An 18,712-nucleotide genomic window follows, 5' to 3' on the forward strand; every position below is an offset into this window, starting at 1 on the left:
TCATCAAACTCTTCAGGCGCATATCACTGCGGGTTGGCACGGGTGCTGGAAAGCAACGACTTCAGGTTGGCAGCCTTCGGCTTGACCAACCAGAAACGACGCAGATAGTCATCGAGGTTCTCGGCGAGTTCACGACCCCACTCGCTGTCGGTTTCCGCGACGTACTCGTTCAGCACGTTCTGCAGGTGGCTGCGATAGGCTTCCATCGCCTCGCCGCTGATCCGCTGGATTTCCACCAGTTCGTGGTTGACCCGGTCAACGAAGGTGTTGTCCTGGTCGAGCACGTAGGCGAAACCGCCGGTCATGCCAGAGCCGAAGTTGTAACCGGTCTTGCCCAGAACGCAGACAAAACCACCGGTCATGTACTCACAGCAGTGATCGCCAGTGCCTTCCACAACCGTGTGGGCACCGGAGTTGCGCACGGCGAAACGCTCGCCTGCGGTGCCGGCGGCGAACAGCTTGCCGCCGGTGGCGCCGTACAGGCAGGTGTTGCCGATGATGGCGCTTTCCTGAGTCTTATAAACGCTGCCCTTCGGCGGCACGATGGTCAGCTTGCCACCGGTCATGCCTTTGCCGACGTAGTCGTTGGCGTCGCCTTCCAGATACATGTTCAGACCGCCGGCGTTCCACACGCCGAAGCTCTGACCCGCCGTGCCCTTGAAGCGGAAGGTGATTGGCGCTTTGGCCATGCCCTGGTTGCCGTGCTTGCGCGCGATTTCGCCGGAGATCCGTGCGCCGATCGAACGGTCGCAGTTGCAGATGTCCAGATCGAATTCGGCGCCGCTGAGGTCGTTGATCGCCGACGTCGCCATCTCGACCATTTTCTCGGCCAGCAGGCCCTGGTCGAATGGCGGGTTGCGCTCGACGCCGCAGAACTGAGGCTTGTCCGCCGGGATGTGATCGCTGCCCAGCAGCGGGGTCAGATCCAGGTGATGCTGCTTGGCGGTCTGGCCTTCGAGGACTTCCAGCAGATCGGTGCGGCCGATCAGCTCTTCGAGGGAACGCACGCCCAGCTTGGCCAGCCACTCACGGGTTTCTTCGGCGACGTAGGTGAAGAAATTCACCACCATGTCGACGGTGCCGATGTAGTGATCCTTGCGCAGCTTCTCGTTCTGGGTCGCGACGCCGGTAGCGCAGTTGTTCAGGTGGCAAATACGCAGGTATTTGCAGCCCAGCGCGATCATCGGCGCGGTGCCGAAGCCGAAGCTTTCGGCGCCGAGGATCGCAGCCTTGATCACATCGAGGCCGGTTTTCAGGCCGCCGTCGGTCTGTACCCGGACCTTGCCGCGCAGGTCGTTGCCGCGCAGGGTCTGGTGGGTTTCGGCCAGGCCGAGTTCCCACGGAGCGCCAGCGTATTTGATCGAGGTTAGCGGCGATGCACCGGTACCGCCGTCGTAGCCGGAGATGGTGATCAAGTCCGCGTAAGCCTTGGCCACACCGGCAGCGATGGTGCCGACGCCGGCTTCAGCCACCAGTTTCACCGAGACCAGCGCCTTCGGGTTGACCTGTTTCAGGTCGAAGATCAGCTGCGACAAGTCTTCAATCGAATAGATGTCGTGATGCGGTGGTGGCGAAATCAGGGTCACGCCAGGCACTGCGTAACGCAGTTTGGCGATCAGCCCGTTCACTTTACCGCCCGGCAATTGCCCGCCCTCGCCCGGCTTGGCGCCCTGGGCGACCTTGATCTGCAGCACTTCGGCGTTGACCAGGTATTCCGGGGTCACCCCGAAACGGCCGGTCGCAACCTGCTTGATTTTCGAGCTCTTGATGGTGCCGTAGCGCGCCGGGTCTTCGCCGCCTTCGCCGGAGTTGGAACGCGCACCGAGGCGGTTCATGGCTTCGGCCAGGGCTTCGTGAGCTTCCGGCGACAGGGCGCCCAGCGAGATACCGGCGGAGTCGAAGCGCTTGAGCACCGATTCCAGCGGCTCGACTTCACTGATGTCCAGCGGCGTGTCGAGGGTCTTGACCTTGAACAGGTCGCGGATCATCGACACCGGACGGTTGTCCACCAGCGAGGTGTATTCCTTGAATTTGGCGTAGTCGCCCTGCTGCACGGCGGCTTGCAGGGTGTTGACCACGTCCGGGTTGTACGCGTGATATTCGCCACCGTGGACGAACTTCAGCAGCCCGCCCTGCTGGATCGGCTTGCGCGGACTCCAGGCTTCGGTGGCCAGTGCTTTCTGTTCGGCTTCGATGTCGACGAAACGCGCACCCTTGATTCGGCTCGGCACGCCACGGAAGCTCAGCTCGCAGACTTCTTCGGACAGACCGATCGCTTCGAACAGCTGCGCACCGCGGTACGAGGCGATGGTCGAGATGCCCATCTTCGACAGGATCTTCAACAGACCTTTGGTGATGCCTTTGCGGTAGTTCTTGAACACCTCGTAGAGGTCGCCCAGCACTTCACCGGTCCGGATCAGGTCGCCCAGCACTTCGTAGGCCAGGAACGGATAGACCGCCGAGGCGCCAAAGCCGATCAGCACCGCGAAGTGGTGCGGATCCCGTGCGGTGGCGGTTTCAACCAGGATGTTGGAGTCGCAGCGCAGGCCTTTTTCGGTCAGGCGGTGGTGCACCGCGCCGGTGGCCAGCGAGGCGTGGATCGGCAGCTTGCCCGGAGCGATATGACGGTCGCTCAGAACGATCTGGGTACGACCGGCACGCACGGCTTCTTCAGCCTGATCCGCGACGTTACGGATCGCCGCTTCGAGGCCGACGCTTTCGTCGTAGTTGAGGTCGATGATCTGCCGCTCGAAACCCGGACGGTCGAGGTTCATCAGCGAACGCCACTTGGCCGGGGAAATGACCGGCGAGCTGAGGATCACGCGCGAGGCGTGTTCCGGCGATTCCTGGAAGATGTTGCGCTCGGCACCGAGGCAGATTTCCAGCGACATCACGATCGCTTCACGCAGCGGGTCGATCGGCGGGTTGGTCACCTGGGCAAACTGCTGACGGAAATAGTCGTACGGCGTGCGCACGCGCTGGGACAGCACGGCCATCGGCGTGTCGTCGCCCATCGAGCCGACGGCTTCGTAGCCTTGCTCGCCAAGCGGACGCAGTACCTGATCGCGCTCTTCGAACGTGACCTGATACATCTTCATGTATTGCTTGAGCTGATCGACGTCGTAGAAAGCCGAACCGTGATCGTTGTCTTCCATGGTCGCCTGGATGCGCAGGGCGTTCTTGCGCAGCCATTGCTTGTACGGATGACGGGATTTCAGACGATTGTCGATCGCGTCGGTGTCGAGGATCTGCCCGGTTTCGGTGTCCACGGCGAAGATCTGGCCCGGGCCGACACGGCCCTTGGCGAGCACGTCTTCAGGCTGATAGTTCCAGACGCCGATTTCCGACGCCAGGGTGATGAAACCGTTCTTGGTGGTGACCCAGCGCGCCGGGCGCAGACCGTTACGGTCGAGCAGGCACACCGCGTAGCGACCATCGGTCATTACCACGCCGGCCGGGCCGTCCCACGGCTCCATGTGCATCGAGTTGTACTCGTAGAATGCACGCAGATCCGGGTCCATGGTTTCGACGTTCTGCCACGCTGGCGGAATGATCATCCGCACGCCACGGAACAGGTCGATGCCGCCGGTCACCATCAGTTCGAGCATGTTATCCATGCTCGAGGAGTCGGAACCGACACGGTTGACCAGCGGGCCGAGTTCTTCCAGATCCATCAGATCGTTGGTGAACTTGGTCCGACGGGCCTGCGCCCAGTTGCGGTTGCCGGTGATGGTGTTGATCTCGCCGTTGTGGGCGAGGAAGCGGAATGGCTGAGCCAGCGGCCATTTCGGCAGGGTGTTGGTGGAAAAGCGCTGGTGGAACACGCAGATTGCGGTTTGCAGGCGCTGGTCACCCAGGTCCGGATAGAACGCGGCCAGGTCGGCCGGCATCATCAGGCCTTTATAGATGATGGTCTTGTGGGAAAAGCTGCAGATGTAGTGGTCAGTGTCGGCGGCATTGGCCACGGACGAGCGACGACGGGCGCTGAACAGCTTGACCGCCATGTCCTGATCGCTCAGGCCTTCGCCGCCGATGTACACCTGCTCGATCTGCGGCAGGCGCTCAAGGGCCAGGCGGCCGAGGACACTGGTGTCGATCGGCACTTTGCGCCAGCCGATCAGTTGCAGGCCTTCGGCCAGGATCTCGCGGTTCATGTTCTCGCGAGCGGCTTCGGCCTTGGCCGGATCCTGATTGAAGAAGACCATGCCCACGGCGTATTGCTTGGGCAGCTCGACGCTGAAGGCTTCCTGGGCAATGGCACGCAGGAAGGCGTCCGGTTTTTGAATCAGCAGACCGCAACCGTCACCGGTCTTGCCGTCGGCATTAATCCCACCGCGGTGGGTCATGCAGGTCAGGGCCTCGATGGCCGTTTGCAAAAGGGTATGACTGGGTTCGCCCTGCATATGGGCTATCAGGCCGAAACCGCAGTTATCCTTGAATTCATCTGGTTGGTACAGACCTGCTTTCATAGACACTTTCTCACCAGGCTGCCTCTTAACGAGGCAAATTTCTTTTCAATTCAACCACTTGCATCTCGCGCCGAACGTACGCCGGCTTTGCGGGGGCAAAAGGGTGGTCATTGTACACAGCGACACAGAGGCTCACAAATTTGACGACGAAATGTCGCAAATTCATGTCGCATTTGTGAAAGGTTTAAAGCGATCTGCTGTGCTAGTCAAAACTTTTTTAATTTTGACCGCAACGACTCAAAGACTACTGTGACGCAGACACCACAAGGCACGCGGTCTGTAGAGACGGCGCGCACTTGTAGAGATTTTGAGGTGCTTGGAGAGGCGGCCTGGGTAAGGCCGCCGAATCTTCAGCGAGTTGTTGCCAGTTCCTGTTGGACGCTGGCGACAGTGCGAGGCCAAGGTTTACCAGCCTGAACCTTCGCTGGCAAGGCCTTGATGGCAGAAACGGCTGCATCACGATTGGCGAAGTTGCCGTAGGTGATCACGTAGAGAGGCTTGCCGTTGAGGACTTTCTTGAAATAACGGTACTCGCCGCCCTGCTCCTTGACGAAGTTTTGCGCGGTCGCTTCGGAGCTGGTGCCGAGGATCTGCACCACGTAGTTGCTGGTCGGCTGACCGGCGTACCAGCTGCCACCGGCAGCCTTGGCGACGGTGACCGGCTTCTCGGCAGGTTTCGCGGCGGCAACAGGCTTGGCAGGCGCCGGAGCCGGTTTGGCCACTGGAGCGGCCGGAGCAGGCTTGGCGGTAGCGACCTGGGTCGGTGCCGGGGTCGGTTTGGCCGCCGGGGCCGGAACCGGAACCGGGGTCGGCGCAGGGCCGGCCTGAACGCCCGCGGGTGGCGCGGTAGTGGTCACGGTCGGTGGCGTGTTGCTGGAGCCTTCGACCGGCACGCCGTCGTCGCCTTCGGTGATGCCACCCGCCGCTTCAGCCAACGGACCGCGCATCACCGGCTGCGAGTTGCCGACCAGCGGCAGCGGCATCGGCTGGGTATTGCCGTTGAATTCGACGGACGGCGCGCCACCCGCCTGCGGCGTGCCCTGGCCCAATGGCAGTTGCGCCTGCTCGTTGGCCGGCGCACCGGTGGTCGGTGCCTTGTTGCGACCCGGCATCAGCCAGGCGGCAGCGACCGCGACCACAACGACGGCGGAAATCGCCAATACGTGTTTCTTCGGCATGTTGAACCCCATACTTGGACGCTTGACCGCAGAGCGGCTGGCAATCATGACTTCGATCAGAGCATCGCGAGCGACCTGGTTGATGTTGCCCGGCCAACCCTCGGAGCTTTCGTGAATATCAGAGATCTGATCCGCGGTGAAAAGTTCGACACCCCGGCCGGCACCTTCGAGCCGCTGGTCAAGATACTCGCGGGTTTCCTCTTCGGTGTACGGCTGCAGTTCGATGACGTGAAAGCGCTCTTCCTCAAGGTGCAAAGCCTCGAGCTGCGCGATCAGCGACGACTCGCCGAACAGGAACACATGCGGGCGACCTTCCGGCGCGCCGGCGCCCAGCGCCATCAGGGCTTCAAGGGCGGACTCGTCGAGCTGCTCGGCATCGTCCACCAGCAGATAGACTTCCTGACCGGTCAGGGCCAGTTGTACGACCTGATCGAGGATCGCCCCGACTTCGGCCTGGGCCACGTCCAGCGCCTGGGCGATCTGGCGCAGCACACCGGCGGCATCGCCGGCGCCACGGGCGGAAACGACGACGCTCTGCACCGATTGCTTGTTGGTGCTGGCCACCAGCGCCTGACGCAGCAGGGTCTTGCCGCTGCCCTGCGGGCCGGTGACCACCAGCAGCAACTGGCTGTAACGCGCCAGATGATGCAACTGACCCAGCACCGGCTTGCGCTGGGCCGGGAAGAATTTGAAGCCCGGCACCCGCGGCGCGAAAGGGTCGTGACTTAACTGGAAATGGCCGAGGAACGCCTCGTCGGCATGCAAACTAGTCATCGGAATCTTATTAACCTTTAAGCTGAGCCAGAGCGCGGTAATCCGCTCCCAGCGTGGCCTGTAGAACCTCTTTCGGATAATCGTCGGTCACCACCGCTTCGCCCATCCGGCGCAGCAGCACCAGGCGCAAGCGACCGTCGATCACTTTTTTGTCAATTGCCATGTGTTCAAGAAAATCGGCTTCGGTCATCTCTTCCGGCGGGATCACCGGCAGACCGGCACGCTGGAACAGCCGGATGCCGCGATCACGCTCCTGCTCGCTGATCCAGCCCAGACGCGCGGACATTTCCAGCGCCATCACGGTGCCAGCAGCGACCGCTTCGCCATGCAACCAGACACCATAGCCCATGTGGGTTTCGATGGCGTGGCCAAAGGTGTGGCCGAGGTTGAGTGTGGCCCGTACACCGGTTTCCTTCTCATCGGCGCCGACCACTGCAGCCTTGGCGGCGCAAGAGCGCTCGATGGCATAGGTCAGGGCCGTTTGATCCAGTGCACGCAGGGCGTCGACGTTGTCTTCGAGCCAGGTCAGGAACGGCTCGTCGCAGATCAGGCCGTACTTGATGACTTCCGCCAGCCCTGCCGACAGCTCACGCGCCGGCAAGGTTTTCAGGGACGCGGTATCGATCAGCACCACGTTCGGCTGATAGAAGGCGCCAACCATGTTCTTGCCCAGCGGATGGTTGATCCCGGTCTTGCCGCCCACCGACGAATCGACCTGGGACAGCAGCGTGGTAGGAATCTGGATGAAATCGACGCCGCGCTGGTAGCAGGCGGCCGCGAAGCCGGCCATGTCGCCGATCACACCGCCGCCCAAGGCAATCACGGTGGTGCGGCGGTCATGACGGGCGGTCAGCAGTCCGTCGAAGATCAGTTGCAGGGTTTCCCAGTTCTTGAAGGCTTCGCCGTCGGGCAGCACCACGGAAACCACTGAAAACTGCGCCAGGCTGCGGGTCAGACGCTCGAGATAGAGCGGCGCAACGGTCTCGTTGGAGATGATTGCCACTTGCCGCCCGTGGATATGCGGGGCCAGCAGCTCAGGCTGGTCCAGCAATCCTTCGCCAATGTGAATCGGGTAGCTGCGCTCGCCTAGGTCGACCTTGAGTGTCTGCATGTGTCCCCACAGTGAAGATGGAAGCAGGCGTCCTGCCCTGAATTATTGGTTGTCTGCCGCCTATAGCGGGTATGACGCCGCTCGCACGCCATCCGCCACAACCTCGGCGGGCTGTGACAGGACGCCGAGGATAGCGCATTTCGAGCGATGCTTTAACGGGGCGGAAGCTGCGCCAGGCGGTCGAGAATATCGAGCACGACCATGCGCGGTGGCCGCTCGTCGGTTTCCACCACCAGGTCGGCGATTTCCCGATAAAGCGGATCACGGATCGCCAGCAGATCGCGCAAGGTTTTCTCCGGATTGGCAGTGCGCAACAACGGCCGGTTGCGATCGCGAGAGGTGCGGCCGACTTGCTGTTCGACGGAGGCGTGCAGATACACCACCCGCCCGCCCTCGTGCAGGGCCTTGCGGTTGGCATCGCGCATCACCGCGCCGCCGCCGGTCGCCAGCACCACGCCGTCGAACGCGCACAGCTCTGCGATCATCGCCTGCTCACGGTCACGAAAGCCGGGCTCGCCTTCCTTGTCGAAGATCCACGGAATATTGGCGCCCGTACGCAGTTCAATTTCCTTGTCGGAATCCTTGAACGGCAGGCGCAGCTCTTTGGCCAGTAATCGGCCGATGGTGCTTTTTCCAGCCCCCATCGGTCCTACAAGAATCAAATTTCGCACAGAATCAACGACTCACAGCAATCGCCTGGTTATTCATGATACGCGGAGTGAGAAATACCAGCAGCTCGGATTTTTTCTCCGAAACCACATCACGCCGGAAAAGGCGGCCAAGATACGGCACATCGCCAAGAAATGGCACCTTATCTACAACCTTGCTTTGAGTATTTGAGAAAACGCCCCCAATCACGATGGTTTCGCCGTCGTTCACCAGCACCTTGGCATTGACCTCGTTTTTCTTGATCGGCGGTACATCCTGCACTTTGTTCAGGTAGTCCGGTTCGTCCTTGGTGACCTTGACCTCCATGATGATGCGGTTGTCCGGGGTGATCTGCGGCGTCACTTCCAGCGACAGCGACGCCTCTTTGAAGGACACCGACGTAGCGCCGCTGGAGCTGGCTTCCTGATACGGAATCTCGGTGCCCTTGAGGATCTTCGCGGTCTCCTTGTCGGAGGTGACCACCTTGGGCTGCGAGACGATTTCGCCGTTGCCGGTCTTCTCCATGGCGGTCAGCTCAAGGTCGAGCAAGACGTTGTCGGTGATAAAGGCGATGCCGATCCCGGAGGTGTTGTTGACCGTGCCCATATCGACGAACGGAGAGTTGGTGCTGGTGCTTCCCGGCGTGCCAATGGTGGTCGACGAACCGTTGCTGACTCCGGAAGTGTTCCAGTTGCCCTTGTTCTGAATCGAACCGCCCCAGCGCACACCCAGACTCTTGTCGTAGTCGACGTTGGCCTCGACGATCCGTGCCTCGATCATCACCTGACGCACCGGAATATCCAGCTGCGCCACAATCCGCCGCAGCTCGTCGAGGCGATCCTGGGTCTGGTAGGCAATGATGTTGTTGGTGCGCTCATCGACGGTGATCGAACCCCGTTCGTCGACCTTCGCCTCGGCGCTGGTGACAGACTGGAACAGCTTGGCGATGTCGGCGGCCTTGGCGTAGTTCACTTGCAGGAGCTCGCGGCGCAACGGCGCCAGTTCGGCGATCTGTTTCTGCGATTCCAGTTCCTGCCGCTCGCGCGCAGCAATTTCATCCGCCGGCGCCACCAGCAACACGTTGCCGACCTTGCGCTTGTCCAGGCCTTTGGTCTTGAGCACCAGATCCAGCGCCTGATCCCACGGCACGTTCTGCAGGCGCAAGGTGATCCCGCCCTGCACCGTATCGCTGGCCACCAGATTGAGGTTGGTGAAGTCGGCGATCAGTTGCAGCACCGAACGGACATCGATGTCCTGGAAATTCAGCGAAAGCTTTTCGCCGTTATAGCTGTTGCGATCGGCGTTGCGCTTTTGCAGGTCATCGACGGTCAGCGGCCGGATGCTGACGGTCAGCTTGTTGTCGGTCTGGTAAGTGGAATAGTCGAAAGTACCGCTGGGTTCGACGGTGATCGTCGCCCGATCACCGCTGACCCCGGCATTGACGAACTGCACCGGGGTGGCGAAGTCCTTGACGTCGAGGCGCACCCGCAGCGGTTCTGGCAATTGGGTACGGGCGAAATTGAGGATGATCTTGCCGTCGTGCTCCTGGATGTCCGGGGCGATAGCCGGGTCGGACAAGTCGATGACCACGTTGCCCTCGCCCGCCGTACCACGCTGGAAATCCACGCCGCGAATGGCTCTGGCGGTCGGCGTAAACGTGCGGACCGGCGCTGCCGCAGGTGCTGCGCGCGGTGCACGAGCGGCCGTACGTGGGGCAGCGGCTTTACTGCCTTGCCCGACCACCACGAACACCGTATTGCCCTCGACCCGGGTGTCGTACGGTGCCAGTTGCGTCAGGCTGATGATCAGCCGCGTCCGGTTATTGGCCTCGACCACCGTGGCCGTGCGCGCATTGCCACTGCCCAGGTCACGGGTCTTGCTTGCCAGCTGACTGGCGACACCCGGCAGATCGAGTGCGATCCGCGCCGGCGAATCGGTGGTGTAGCCCTTGGGCTGCGGAGGCGGGCCGTCGAACGACAGCTTCAGCTCGACCCGGTCGCCCGGCAGTGCCGCGACGTCCAGCGCCTTCAGATTGGCTGCCTGTACCATCGGCGAAAGCAGCGCTATCCATAGCGAAAAACCGAGGGTGGAGAAAATCCTGTTCATTGTTCGACTTCCACTTATGAATGCTCTTTCAAAGGAATGGTGCGCGGCCGCTCAAGCCAGGCGCCCTGGCCATCGGGAACGATTTCCACCACTTCGACCTGTGAAGCGCTGATGGCGACGATGCGCCCGTCGTTACGCCCCAGATAGTCGCCGACCTTAAGCCGATGGACGCCGCCCGCGCCTCGCAGCAGGGCGAAGGAACCGGAGGCGTTGGCAATCGTGCCGACCATTTCAAACTGCTCGATGTTGAAACCTTCGAGGTATTGCTTGACCCGGTTGGGATCGGGTTTCACGTCGCGCGAGCCATGTTTCTGCCCGGCCAGATCGACCCGCAGCTGGCGCGAAAACGGACTGCGCAGGTTGGCGGCGCTGTAGGTGAACGTCGGGTAGGAGCGGAAGGTCGGAGTCGGCTCGATCTTGCCCGGCGGACGCAGGCGCACTTCATTCATGTAGGCGTCGAGGTCGCTGAAGTCATCGCCGCCACAGCCACCGAGCACCAATAACAATGCCGACAGGGCGATAAAACGGATCGGGCTCATTTCTGCAGCCCCTTGTCGTTGTAGCGGTAGGTCTTGGCGAGGATGCTCATGCGCAGCTTCGGCCCGCCTTCAGGATTGGCTGGCGCCAGCTCGAAATCGTGCAGGGTGACGATGCGGGGCAGCCCGGCCACGCCACTGACGAAGGTCGCGAGGTCGTGATAGGCCCCGGTCACGGTGATCTGGATGGGCAACTCGATGTAGAACTGCTGGGTAACCTCCGGCAGCAGTTTGATCTCTTCGAACTCAAGGCCGCTGCCCAGTCCGGTGCGGGTGATGTCTTCCAGCAACCCCGGCACTTCGGTGTCACTGGGCAGTTGTCGCAACAGCACGCCGAACGAGTTTTCCATCTCTTTCATCTGCTGGGTGTACAGCTCCAGATTGGCCGCCATGCGCGCCTTGCTCGCGAACTGCTCCTTGAGGGTGATTTCCTCCTCACGTTTGAGTTCGAGCTGGTTCTCCAGGTCACTGATGAAAAAGTTATAGCCAAGCGCCAGGACCAGCACCATCAACAGCCCGCCGGCCAGGCTTTTGACCACTGGCGGCCAGGAGCCGATGTTGCTGGTGTCGAGATCGTTGAAATCGACATTGCGCAGGCTTTCCAGCCACTCGGACGGCTTCATTGGTCGTCCTCCTCGAGCCGGGGTCGAGTCTGGCGAACGGTCAGCTGAAAGACGTTGGCCTGATCCACTTGTCCGGCAGTGGTGGCTTTCACTTCATTGAGGTTGGGCGCATCGAACCAGTCGGAGGCGTCGAGATTGCGCATCAGGTCGGACACTCGATTGTTGGACTCCGCCGCGCCGCTGATCGACAGGGTCTTGCCGACCATTTTCACGTCGGTGAAATACACCCCGTCGGGCAAGGTGCGCGCCAGCTGATCGAAGATCCGCCCGCTGATCTGCCGGTTGCCCTGCAAGTCCTGGATGATGCGCATGCGCTCCACCAGTTGCTGGCGATGGGCCTTGAGGTCGCTGATCTGCTTGATCCTCTCGTCGACCACGGCGATCTGCTTGCCGATGTAGTCATTGCGCGCCACCTGCCGCGCGATGGCGCCGCTGATGACCTGATCAGCGATGAGCACCGCCCCCACCGAACCGACCACCACACCGATCAAGACCAGCAGGAAGCGTTTGCGCCGTTCCTCGCGACGCTCCTCGCGCCAGGGTAAAAGGTTGATCCGCGCCATCAGTCGAAACTCCTGAGCGCGAGCCCGCAGGCAATCATCAGGGCCGGCGCATCGCTCGCCAGGGCCCCGGCGTTGACCTTGCTGCTCAAGGCCATGTCGGAAAACGGATTGGCAACCTGGGTAGGGGTGTTCAGGCGTTCTTCGATCAGCCGGTCGAGCCCGGGCACCGACGCCGTGCCGCCGGCCAGCAGAATGTGGTCGACGGCGTTGTACTGACCGGAAGCGAAAAAGAACTGCAGGGAGCGCGACACCTGCTGCACCAGCGCCTCACGAAATGGCTGCAGCACCTCGCTGACGTAATCGTCCGGCAGGCCCCCCTGCTTCTTGGCAAGTCCCGCCTGTTCAAGGGTGAGGCCATAACGGCGCTGGATTTCCTCTGTCAGCTGTCGACCGCCGAACAGCTGTTCGCGGGTATAGATGATCCGGCCGTTGTGCAGGACGCTGAGGGTGGTCATGGTGGCGCCGATGTCGACCACCGCCACCGTCAACCGATCCTGGGACGCGGCCAGTTGCGTGGCCAGCAGGCCGAACGAGCGCTCCAGCGCATACGCCTCTACATCTACCACCCGCGCGGTCAGCCCGGCGAGAGCGAGCGCCGCTTCGCGGACTTCGACATTTTCCTTGCGACAGGCGGCCAGCAGTACGTTGACCCGCTCGGGGTTGCGCGGCGAAACGCCCTGGACTTCAAAGTCGATGGCGACCTCGTCCAGCGGGTAGGGAATGTATTGATCGGCCTCGATCTTGAGCTGGTTTTCCAGTTCATCGTCGGACAGCCCGGCGTCCATCTCGATGACCTTGGTGATCACCGCCGAGCCGGCCACGGCCACCGCCACGGTTTTCAACCCGGTACGCGCCTTGACCAGCACCCGGGACAGGGCCTGGCCGACGCCCTCGAGTTCGGCGATGTTCTTTTCGACCACGGCACTCGCCGGCAACGGCTCTACCGCATACGCCTCGACCCGGTAGCGCTCGCCCTGACGGCTCAGTTCCAGCAGCTTCACCGACGTGGAGCTGATGTCGATCCCCAGTAACGTATTGGCCTTTTTATTGAAGAGTCCTAGCACTACCAATTCCCTATGACTTTCCGTGAGTTACGGACTCTGTAATGCGCATTGCGTTCCCTCGCCCCGTCTTGACAGAAGCGCAAATGACGCCCCCTGCGGAAAAGTGCTTATAATGCCCAGCGATTTTTTCCGCCTTTTACTGCCGGCGCGGGTCGTTCTGTGTGTTACCCGGAACCCTGTCGCCCAATTCATTCTTTGCCGTGGATGTCCAAAAGCCTTGATTCGTCTGCTGAAATTTTTCGGTTGGTCCATCGTCGCCGTTTTCTGCGGACTGCTTTTAGGTCTCAGCGGCGCGTTTCTTTACCTTAGTCCGGGTTTGCCATCTGTGGAGGCGCTGAGAAGCATTCAGTTGCAGATTCCACTGCGGGTGTACAGCAGCGACAACAAGTTGATCGCAGAATTTGGCGAAATGCGCCGCACACCGATCCGTTTCGCCGACATTCCCCCCAATTTCATCAATGCGTTACTAAGTGCTGAAGACGACAACTTCGCCAACCACTATGGCGTCGATCCGAGCAGCCTGATGCGTGCCGCGACCCAATTGGTCAAGAGCGGTCACATCCAGTCCGGCGGCAGCACCATCACCATGCAGGTGGCGAAGAACTTCTTCCTGACCAGCGAACGCAGCTTCTCGCGCAAGACCACGGAAATCCTTCTGGCCCTGCAGATCGAACGCCAGCTGACCAAGGACGAGATCCTTGAGCTGTACGTGAACAAGATCTATCTGGGCAACCGCGCCTACGGCATCGAGGCGGCGGCGCAGGTGTATTACGGCAAGTCGATCCGCGAAGTCAGCCTGGCACAGATGGCGATGATCGCCGGCCTGCCGAAAGCCCCGTCGCGCTTCAACCCGCTGGCCAACCCGGCGCGCAGCAAGGAGCGTCGCGACTGGATCCTCGGCCGCATGTACAAGCTCGGCAAGATCACCGAAGCCGACTACACCGCCGCGATCAACGAGCCGCTGAACGCCAGCTATCACGTGCCGACCCCGGAAGTGAACGCGCCGTACATCGCCGAGATGGCTCGCGCGGAAATGGTCGGCCGCTACGGCAGCGACGCCTATACCGAAGGTTTCCGCGTCACCACCACGGTGCCGAGCAACCTCCAGGAAATGGCCAACACCGCGCTGCACGAAGGTCTGATGACCTACGATCAGCGTCACGGCTACCGTGGCCCCGAGTCGCGCCTGCCGGGCAAGACCCGCGAAGCCTGGGCCACTGAACTGACCAAGCAGCGCACCATCAGCAGCCTCGAGCCGGCCATCGTCACCCAGGTCGACAAGAACGGCCTGCAAGTGCTGACCCGCACCGGCGAAGAGCACGTGGCGTGGGACACCATGAAATGGGCGCGACCGTTCCTCAATACCAACAGCATGGGTGCCGCGCCGCGCCAGCCGTCGGATGTGGCACAGATCGGCGATCTGATTCGCGTGCAGCGCCAGCCGAACAATTCGCTGAAGTTCAGCCAGATTCCACAGGCGCAGGGCGCGCTGGTGTCGCTGGATCCACAGAACGGCGCGATCCGCTCGCTGGTCGGCGGCTTCGCCTTCGAGCAGAGCAACTACAACCGTGCGATGCAGGCCAAGCGTCAGCCGGGCTCGAGCTTCAAGCCGTTCGTCTACAGCGCCGCACTGGATAACGGCTACACCGCCGCCAGCCTGGTCAACGACGCGCCGATCGTGTTCGTCGACGAGTACCTGGACAAGGTCTGGCGTCCGAAGAACGACACCAACACCTTCCTCGGCCCGATCCGTCTGCGTGAGGCGCTGTACAAGTCGCGCAACCTGGTGTCGATCCGCCTGTTGCAGGCGATGGGCGTGGGCAAGACCATCGATTACATCACCCGCTTCGGCTTCAACAAGCAGGACCTGCCGCCAAACCTGTCCCTGGCGCTGGGCACCGCGACCCTGACGCCGATGGAGATCGCCACCGGCTGGAGCACCTTCGCCAACGGCGGCTACAAGATCACCCCGTACATCATCGACAAGATCGAAAGCCGCAACGGCGACACGCTGTTCGTCGCCAACCCGCCGACCGTACCGCAGGGCGGCGCGGCCACCGACGGTATCGCGGCACCGGCAACGCAATCGATCACCGTCGACGCAGCGCCGGTTCCAGGGGAGGCGCCAGGCAACGCCGCTGTACCGCAAGCCCCCGCAGTTGCCGAGCGCATCGTCGATGGCCGTACTACTTACATCCTCAACAGCATGTTGCAGGACGTGATCAAGCTCGGCACCGGCCGTCGCGCACTGGCCCTGGGCCGCAGCGACATCGCCGGCAAGACCGGTACCACCAACGAATCCAAGGATGCGTGGTTCTCTGGCTATAACGCCGATTATGTGACCACCGTGTGGACCGGTTTCGACCAGCCGGAAAGCCTCGGTCGCCGGGAGTTCGGCGGCACCGTGGCACTACCGATCTGGATGAACTACATGGCCGCCGCGCTCAAGGACAAGCCACCGCATGTCCAGCCGGAGCCGGAAGGCATTCTCAGCCTGCGGGTGGATCCGGTCAGCGGTCGCGCGGCATCGCCGAGCACGCCAGGCGCCTATTTCGAGCTGTTCAAGGCCGAAGACACGCCACCGTCGGTCAACGAGATCGGCAATGGCACCGTGCCGGGCAGTCCGCTGCCGGCGGATGAACAGGCGCCGATCGATTTGTTCTGATCCGCAACTGCCAAAAAGCCCCGCCTTCGTGAGAAGTGCGGGGCTTTTTGTTTTCTGTCGTACTGAGAATGGCATTTCACATCAAGAGCGGCCCTCACCCTAGCCCTCTCCCAGGGGGAGAGGGAACCGACCGAGGTGTCTGGCGCTGTACGTCGACCTGAATAACCGAGTCGATTATGGATTCACAGCAAGGCCTTCACGTCGGCGTACCTCTCAAGCATCCCACGGTCAGTCCCCTCTCCCCCTGGGAGAGGGTTAGGGTGAGGGCCGCCCTTGAAGCCGGAACGCATTTTCACGACCAAAAAAACCCCGCTTAAAAAGCGGGGCTCTTCATGAAGCGCCACAACGACTTAGCCGTTGAACACGTCATCCACGCTTTTCAGCGGGTAGTTCTTCGGATACGGCAGGGTCGCCACACCGGTCTCGATCGCGGCCTTGGCCACGGCGTCGGAGATCACGGTGATCAGGCGCTTGTCCATTGGCTTCGGAATGATGTACTCACGACCGAATTCCAGGGAGATACCGCCGTAGGCGTCGCAGACTTCCTGAGGCACCGGCAGCTTGGCCAGTTCGCGCAGGGCGTTGGCGGCAGCGATCTTCATTTCTTCGTTGATGCGCTTGGCGCGAACGTCCAGGGCACCACGGAAGATGAACGGGAAGCCCAGTACATTGTTGACCTGGTTCGGGTAGTCCGAACGGCCGGTGGCCATGATCACGTCGTTACGGGTGGCGTGAGCCAGTTCCGGGGAGATTTCCGGATCAGGGTTGGAGCAGGCGAAAACGATCGGGTTGGCCGCCATGCGCTTGAGTTGCTCGGCGCTCAGCAGGTTCGGGCCCGACAGGCCGACGAATACGTCAGCGCCTTCGATGGCGTCGTCCAAGGTGCGCTTCTCGGTAGGGTGAGCGAACACAGCCTTGTACTGGTTCAGGTCGTCACGGCCAGCGTGGATCACGCCAGTACGGTCAACCATGAAGATGTTCTCGACCTTGGCGCCCATGCTCACCAGCAATTTCATGCAGGAGATGGCGGCTGCGCCGGCGCCCAGGCAGACGATCTTGGCGTCGGCCAGGGTTTTGCCAGCGATTTCCAGGGCGTTGATCATGCCCGCAGCGGTCACGATCGCGGTGCCGTGCTGGTCATCGTGGAATACCGGAATGTCGCACTGCTCGATCAGAGCACGTTCGATCTCAAAGCACTCGGGCGCCTTGATGTCTTCCAGGTTGATGCCACCGAAGGTGATGGAAATGCGTTTTACGGTGTCGATGAAGGCTTGCGGGCTTTCGGAGTCGACTTCGATGTCGAAGACGTCGATGCCGGCGAAGCGCTTGAACAGCACGCCTTTACCTTCCATCACAGGCTTGGAAGCCAGTGGGCCGAGGTTACCCAGGCCCAGAATCGCGGTGCCATCGGAAATGACTGCAACCAGGTTGCCCTTGCCGGTGTACTTGTAGGCCAGTTCAGGATCGCGGGCGATCTCGCGCACTGGTTCAGCTACGCCGGGGCTGTAGGCCAGCGACAGGTCGCGGGCGGTAGCAGTGGCCTTGGTGAGCTCGACACTCAGCTTTCCTGGACGAGGATTGGCATGATATTCGAGAGCGGCAGTTTTCAGATCAGACATTTTGGCATTCCGCTTTTTACTGTTGGACAGACTGGTCAGCGAGGATACGCGCCTCGCAAAGTCCCCACAAGACTGCCCGGTCACCCCTGTCAAGCGCCCTGCCCTAAGACTTTGGGCCAAGAGCCACGGCGCACAAGGGCTGGACTGTTCACAATCGACAGAAAAAATGTCTACAATTTTTTCTTCAGCGGGACGACTGGAGCATCGAAGGATCGGTCAGCGGCAACAGCCAGCGCGCCTGACCTGATTGCAATCCACCACGCCGAGAACGGTCGACCACCCAGCCACGGGCCTCGATCTGTCTGCCATTCAGCGCCTGCAGAGAAGCGGCGTCGAAGCGATCCAGCAGATTGGGTGCAACGCGCAGTACAAGCTTGTCCTGCAACTCGATCCAGATTCCACCGCGATTGCGCTGAACCTTGCTCACACGACCGCTGACCACCGCGAAACCCGAGCGCTCGATCTGCTCCGCTTTCAGTACAGGTGAGCGTCTCCACAGACCAAGCCCGGCCTGTCGCGCGCGGCGTTCGGCGGCCTGCTGGCAATCGACAAGATCGACATTCGGCGCCACCGCGACCTGGAAACCGAGGCCATCGGCGAGCATCTGCGCTTCGAGGTTCTCACCCCTGGCGCTGAAAACATGGGCCAGGGTCCGGCCGTAATGGTCTTTGGACTGGGCGCCAAGGCGCAGGCCGACCCGCCCGTCGCTCTCGGCGACCAAGGCTTCGAGGCGCTTGCGCGCCGCTACCGCAAACGGTTCGTCGCTGCGGCCCTGCTTGCCGAGCTCGGGCGTATTGAGGCCGATCATCCGCACATTGCGCCCGTCGCTCAGGCGCAGGGTGTCGCCATCGACCACCCGCTGCACCGTGGCGCTGTCCAGCCCTACAGGTGCCGGGCAAAAGGCCTGAGCGGAGGAGAACCAAATCGCGGACACAAAAAAGGCGCCCGCAAGGGACGCCTTTTTCATCAGACCGGAAAAGCCGCTGAGGTTTTCCAGAATGAAGGGCCTTAGGCCTTTTTCGCGCCGAAAGCACCGAAACGGTCGGCGAACTTCTGAACGCGACCACCGGTGTCCAGAGTCTTCTGCTTACCGGTGTAGAACGGGTGGCACTCGTTGCAAACGTCGATCGACAAGGCTTTGCCGAAGGTCGAACGGGTTTCGAACTTGTTGCCGCAGCTGCAAGTTACTGCAACTTCTGGGTAATTCGGGTGGATATCGGCTTTCATGGTGTTTTCCTCAGCTGGCGTGCCGCCATCCAACACGATTGTTGAATACCGCACGTAATTAGGCCGCGGATTCTACCAGACAATCCCGATCACGCAAGCTGTCACTGAGACCGACCGTCTGCTAGGCTC

General features: G+C 61.5%; 13 protein-coding genes. 1 reads left to right on the forward strand and 12 read right to left on the reverse strand.

The genetic code is table 11. The features are described 5' to 3' along the window. Nucleotides 1-23: 23 nt before the first annotated feature. From gltB to L6D74_RS08260, 9 genes are all read right to left on the reverse strand, one after another. Nucleotides 24-4,469: a glutamate synthase large subunit gene (gene gltB, locus L6D74_RS08220; protein ID WP_064592911.1), complete on the reverse strand. Its 4,446-nt coding sequence runs from the start codon at nucleotides 4,467-4,469 to the stop codon at nucleotides 24-26. A 350-nt stretch (nucleotides 4,470-4,819) separates the two neighbouring features. Beyond that, nucleotides 4,820-6,421 (reverse strand): AAA family ATPase, encoded by a 1,602-nt coding sequence (locus L6D74_RS08225; protein WP_085611133.1) that lies wholly within the window; start codon nucleotides 6,419-6,421, stop codon nucleotides 4,820-4,822. 10 nt (nucleotides 6,422-6,431) lie between these two features. Continuing rightward, nucleotides 6,432-7,532 (reverse strand): 3-dehydroquinate synthase, encoded by a 1,101-nt coding sequence (aroB, locus tag L6D74_RS08230; protein WP_011332082.1) that lies wholly within the window; start codon nucleotides 7,530-7,532, stop codon nucleotides 6,432-6,434. 152 nt (nucleotides 7,533-7,684) lie between these two features. Then, on the reverse strand, nucleotides 7,685-8,203 hold the full coding sequence (gene aroK, locus L6D74_RS08235; protein WP_011332081.1) for a shikimate kinase AroK: 519 nt from the start codon (nucleotides 8,201-8,203) through the stop codon (nucleotides 7,685-7,687). Nucleotides 8,204-8,207: 4 nt separating this feature from the next. Next, a complete protein-coding gene (locus tag L6D74_RS08240) occupies nucleotides 8,208-10,286 on the reverse strand; it encodes a type IV pilus secretin PilQ (protein WP_039766429.1) in 2,079 nt (692 codons plus the stop codon). 14 nt (nucleotides 10,287-10,300) lie between these two features. Then, nucleotides 10,301-10,825: a pilus assembly protein PilP gene (locus tag L6D74_RS08245; protein WP_039766425.1), complete on the reverse strand. Its 525-nt coding sequence runs from the start codon at nucleotides 10,823-10,825 to the stop codon at nucleotides 10,301-10,303. Beyond that, complete coding sequence (gene pilO / locus L6D74_RS08250) at nucleotides 10,822-11,445, reverse strand: type 4a pilus biogenesis protein PilO (RefSeq protein WP_085611135.1); 624 nt, start codon at nucleotides 11,443-11,445, stop codon at nucleotides 10,822-10,824. Before pilO ends, L6D74_RS08245 begins: the two co-directional genes overlap by 4 nt. Beyond that, nucleotides 11,442-12,008, reverse strand: coding sequence for a PilN domain-containing protein (locus L6D74_RS08255; protein ID WP_236188661.1), 567 nt, complete (start codon nucleotides 12,006-12,008; stop codon nucleotides 11,442-11,444). The genes pilO and L6D74_RS08255 overlap by 4 nt, the downstream gene beginning before the upstream one ends. Continuing rightward, nucleotides 12,008-13,072, reverse strand: coding sequence for a pilus assembly protein PilM (locus tag L6D74_RS08260; protein ID WP_007952389.1), 1,065 nt, complete (start codon nucleotides 13,070-13,072; stop codon nucleotides 12,008-12,010). Before L6D74_RS08260 ends, L6D74_RS08255 begins: the two co-directional genes overlap by 1 nt. 220 nt (nucleotides 13,073-13,292) lie before the next feature. Here L6D74_RS08260 and L6D74_RS08265 point away from each other — a divergent pair, with 220 nt between their 5' ends. Further along, nucleotides 13,293-15,737 carry a penicillin-binding protein 1A gene (locus L6D74_RS08265; RefSeq protein ID WP_371857896.1) on the forward strand — a complete coding sequence of 815 codons (2,445 nt, stop codon included), beginning with the start codon at nucleotides 13,293-13,295 and terminating at the stop codon, nucleotides 15,735-15,737. Nucleotides 15,738-16,087: 350 nt separating this feature from the next. Here the strand turns inward: L6D74_RS08265 and L6D74_RS08270 are convergent, their stop codons facing one another. The 3 genes from L6D74_RS08270 to rpmE form a co-directional block, all read right to left on the reverse strand. Next, nucleotides 16,088-17,356, reverse strand: coding sequence for a malic enzyme-like NAD(P)-binding protein (locus L6D74_RS08270; RefSeq protein ID WP_007952395.1), 1,269 nt, complete (start codon nucleotides 17,354-17,356; stop codon nucleotides 16,088-16,090). A 184-nt stretch (nucleotides 17,357-17,540) separates the two neighbouring features. Next, nucleotides 17,541-18,323 (reverse strand): thermonuclease family protein, encoded by a 783-nt coding sequence (locus L6D74_RS08275; protein ID WP_236188662.1) that lies wholly within the window; start codon nucleotides 18,321-18,323, stop codon nucleotides 17,541-17,543. A 41-nt stretch (nucleotides 18,324-18,364) separates the two neighbouring features. After that, nucleotides 18,365-18,583 carry a 50S ribosomal protein L31 gene (rpmE, locus tag L6D74_RS08280; protein ID WP_064592895.1) on the reverse strand — a complete coding sequence of 73 codons (219 nt, stop codon included), beginning with the start codon at nucleotides 18,581-18,583 and terminating at the stop codon, nucleotides 18,365-18,367. Between the last annotated feature and the right edge of the window lie 129 nt (nucleotides 18,584-18,712).

The sequence above is a fragment of the Pseudomonas pharyngis genome (assembly GCF_021602345.1).
Lineage (GTDB): Bacteria > Pseudomonadota > Gammaproteobacteria > Pseudomonadales > Pseudomonadaceae > Aquipseudomonas > Aquipseudomonas pharyngis.

Excerpts from the sequence above, each read along its gene's own strand:
- rpmE (WP_064592895.1), bottom strand. The coding sequence starts at position 18,583 with ATGAAAGCCGATATCCACCCGAATTACCCAGAAGTTGCAGTAACTTGC.
- L6D74_RS08240 (WP_039766429.1), bottom strand. The coding sequence starts at position 10,286 with ATGAACAGGATTTTCTCCACCCTCGGTTTTTCGCTATGGATAGCGCTG.
- L6D74_RS08270 (WP_007952395.1), bottom strand. The coding sequence starts at position 17,356 with ATGTCTGATCTGAAAACTGCCGCTCTCGAATATCATGCCAATCCTCGT.
- aroB (WP_011332082.1), bottom strand. The coding sequence starts at position 7,532 with ATGCAGACACTCAAGGTCGACCTAGGCGAGCGCAGCTACCCGATTCAC.
- pilO (WP_085611135.1), bottom strand. The coding sequence starts at position 11,445 with ATGAAGCCGTCCGAGTGGCTGGAAAGCCTGCGCAATGTCGATTTCAAC.
- L6D74_RS08225 (WP_085611133.1), bottom strand. The coding sequence starts at position 6,421 with ATGACTAGTTTGCATGCCGACGAGGCGTTCCTCGGCCATTTCCAGTTA.
- L6D74_RS08275 (WP_236188662.1), bottom strand. The coding sequence starts at position 18,323 with ATGAAAAAGGCGTCCCTTGCGGGCGCCTTTTTTGTGTCCGCGATTTGG.
- L6D74_RS08245 (WP_039766425.1), bottom strand. The coding sequence starts at position 10,825 with ATGAGCCCGATCCGTTTTATCGCCCTGTCGGCATTGTTATTGGTGCTC.
- gltB (WP_064592911.1), bottom strand. The coding sequence starts at position 4,469 with ATGAAAGCAGGTCTGTACCAACCAGATGAATTCAAGGATAACTGCGGT.
- L6D74_RS08255 (WP_236188661.1), bottom strand. The coding sequence starts at position 12,008 with ATGGCGCGGATCAACCTTTTACCCTGGCGCGAGGAGCGTCGCGAGGAA.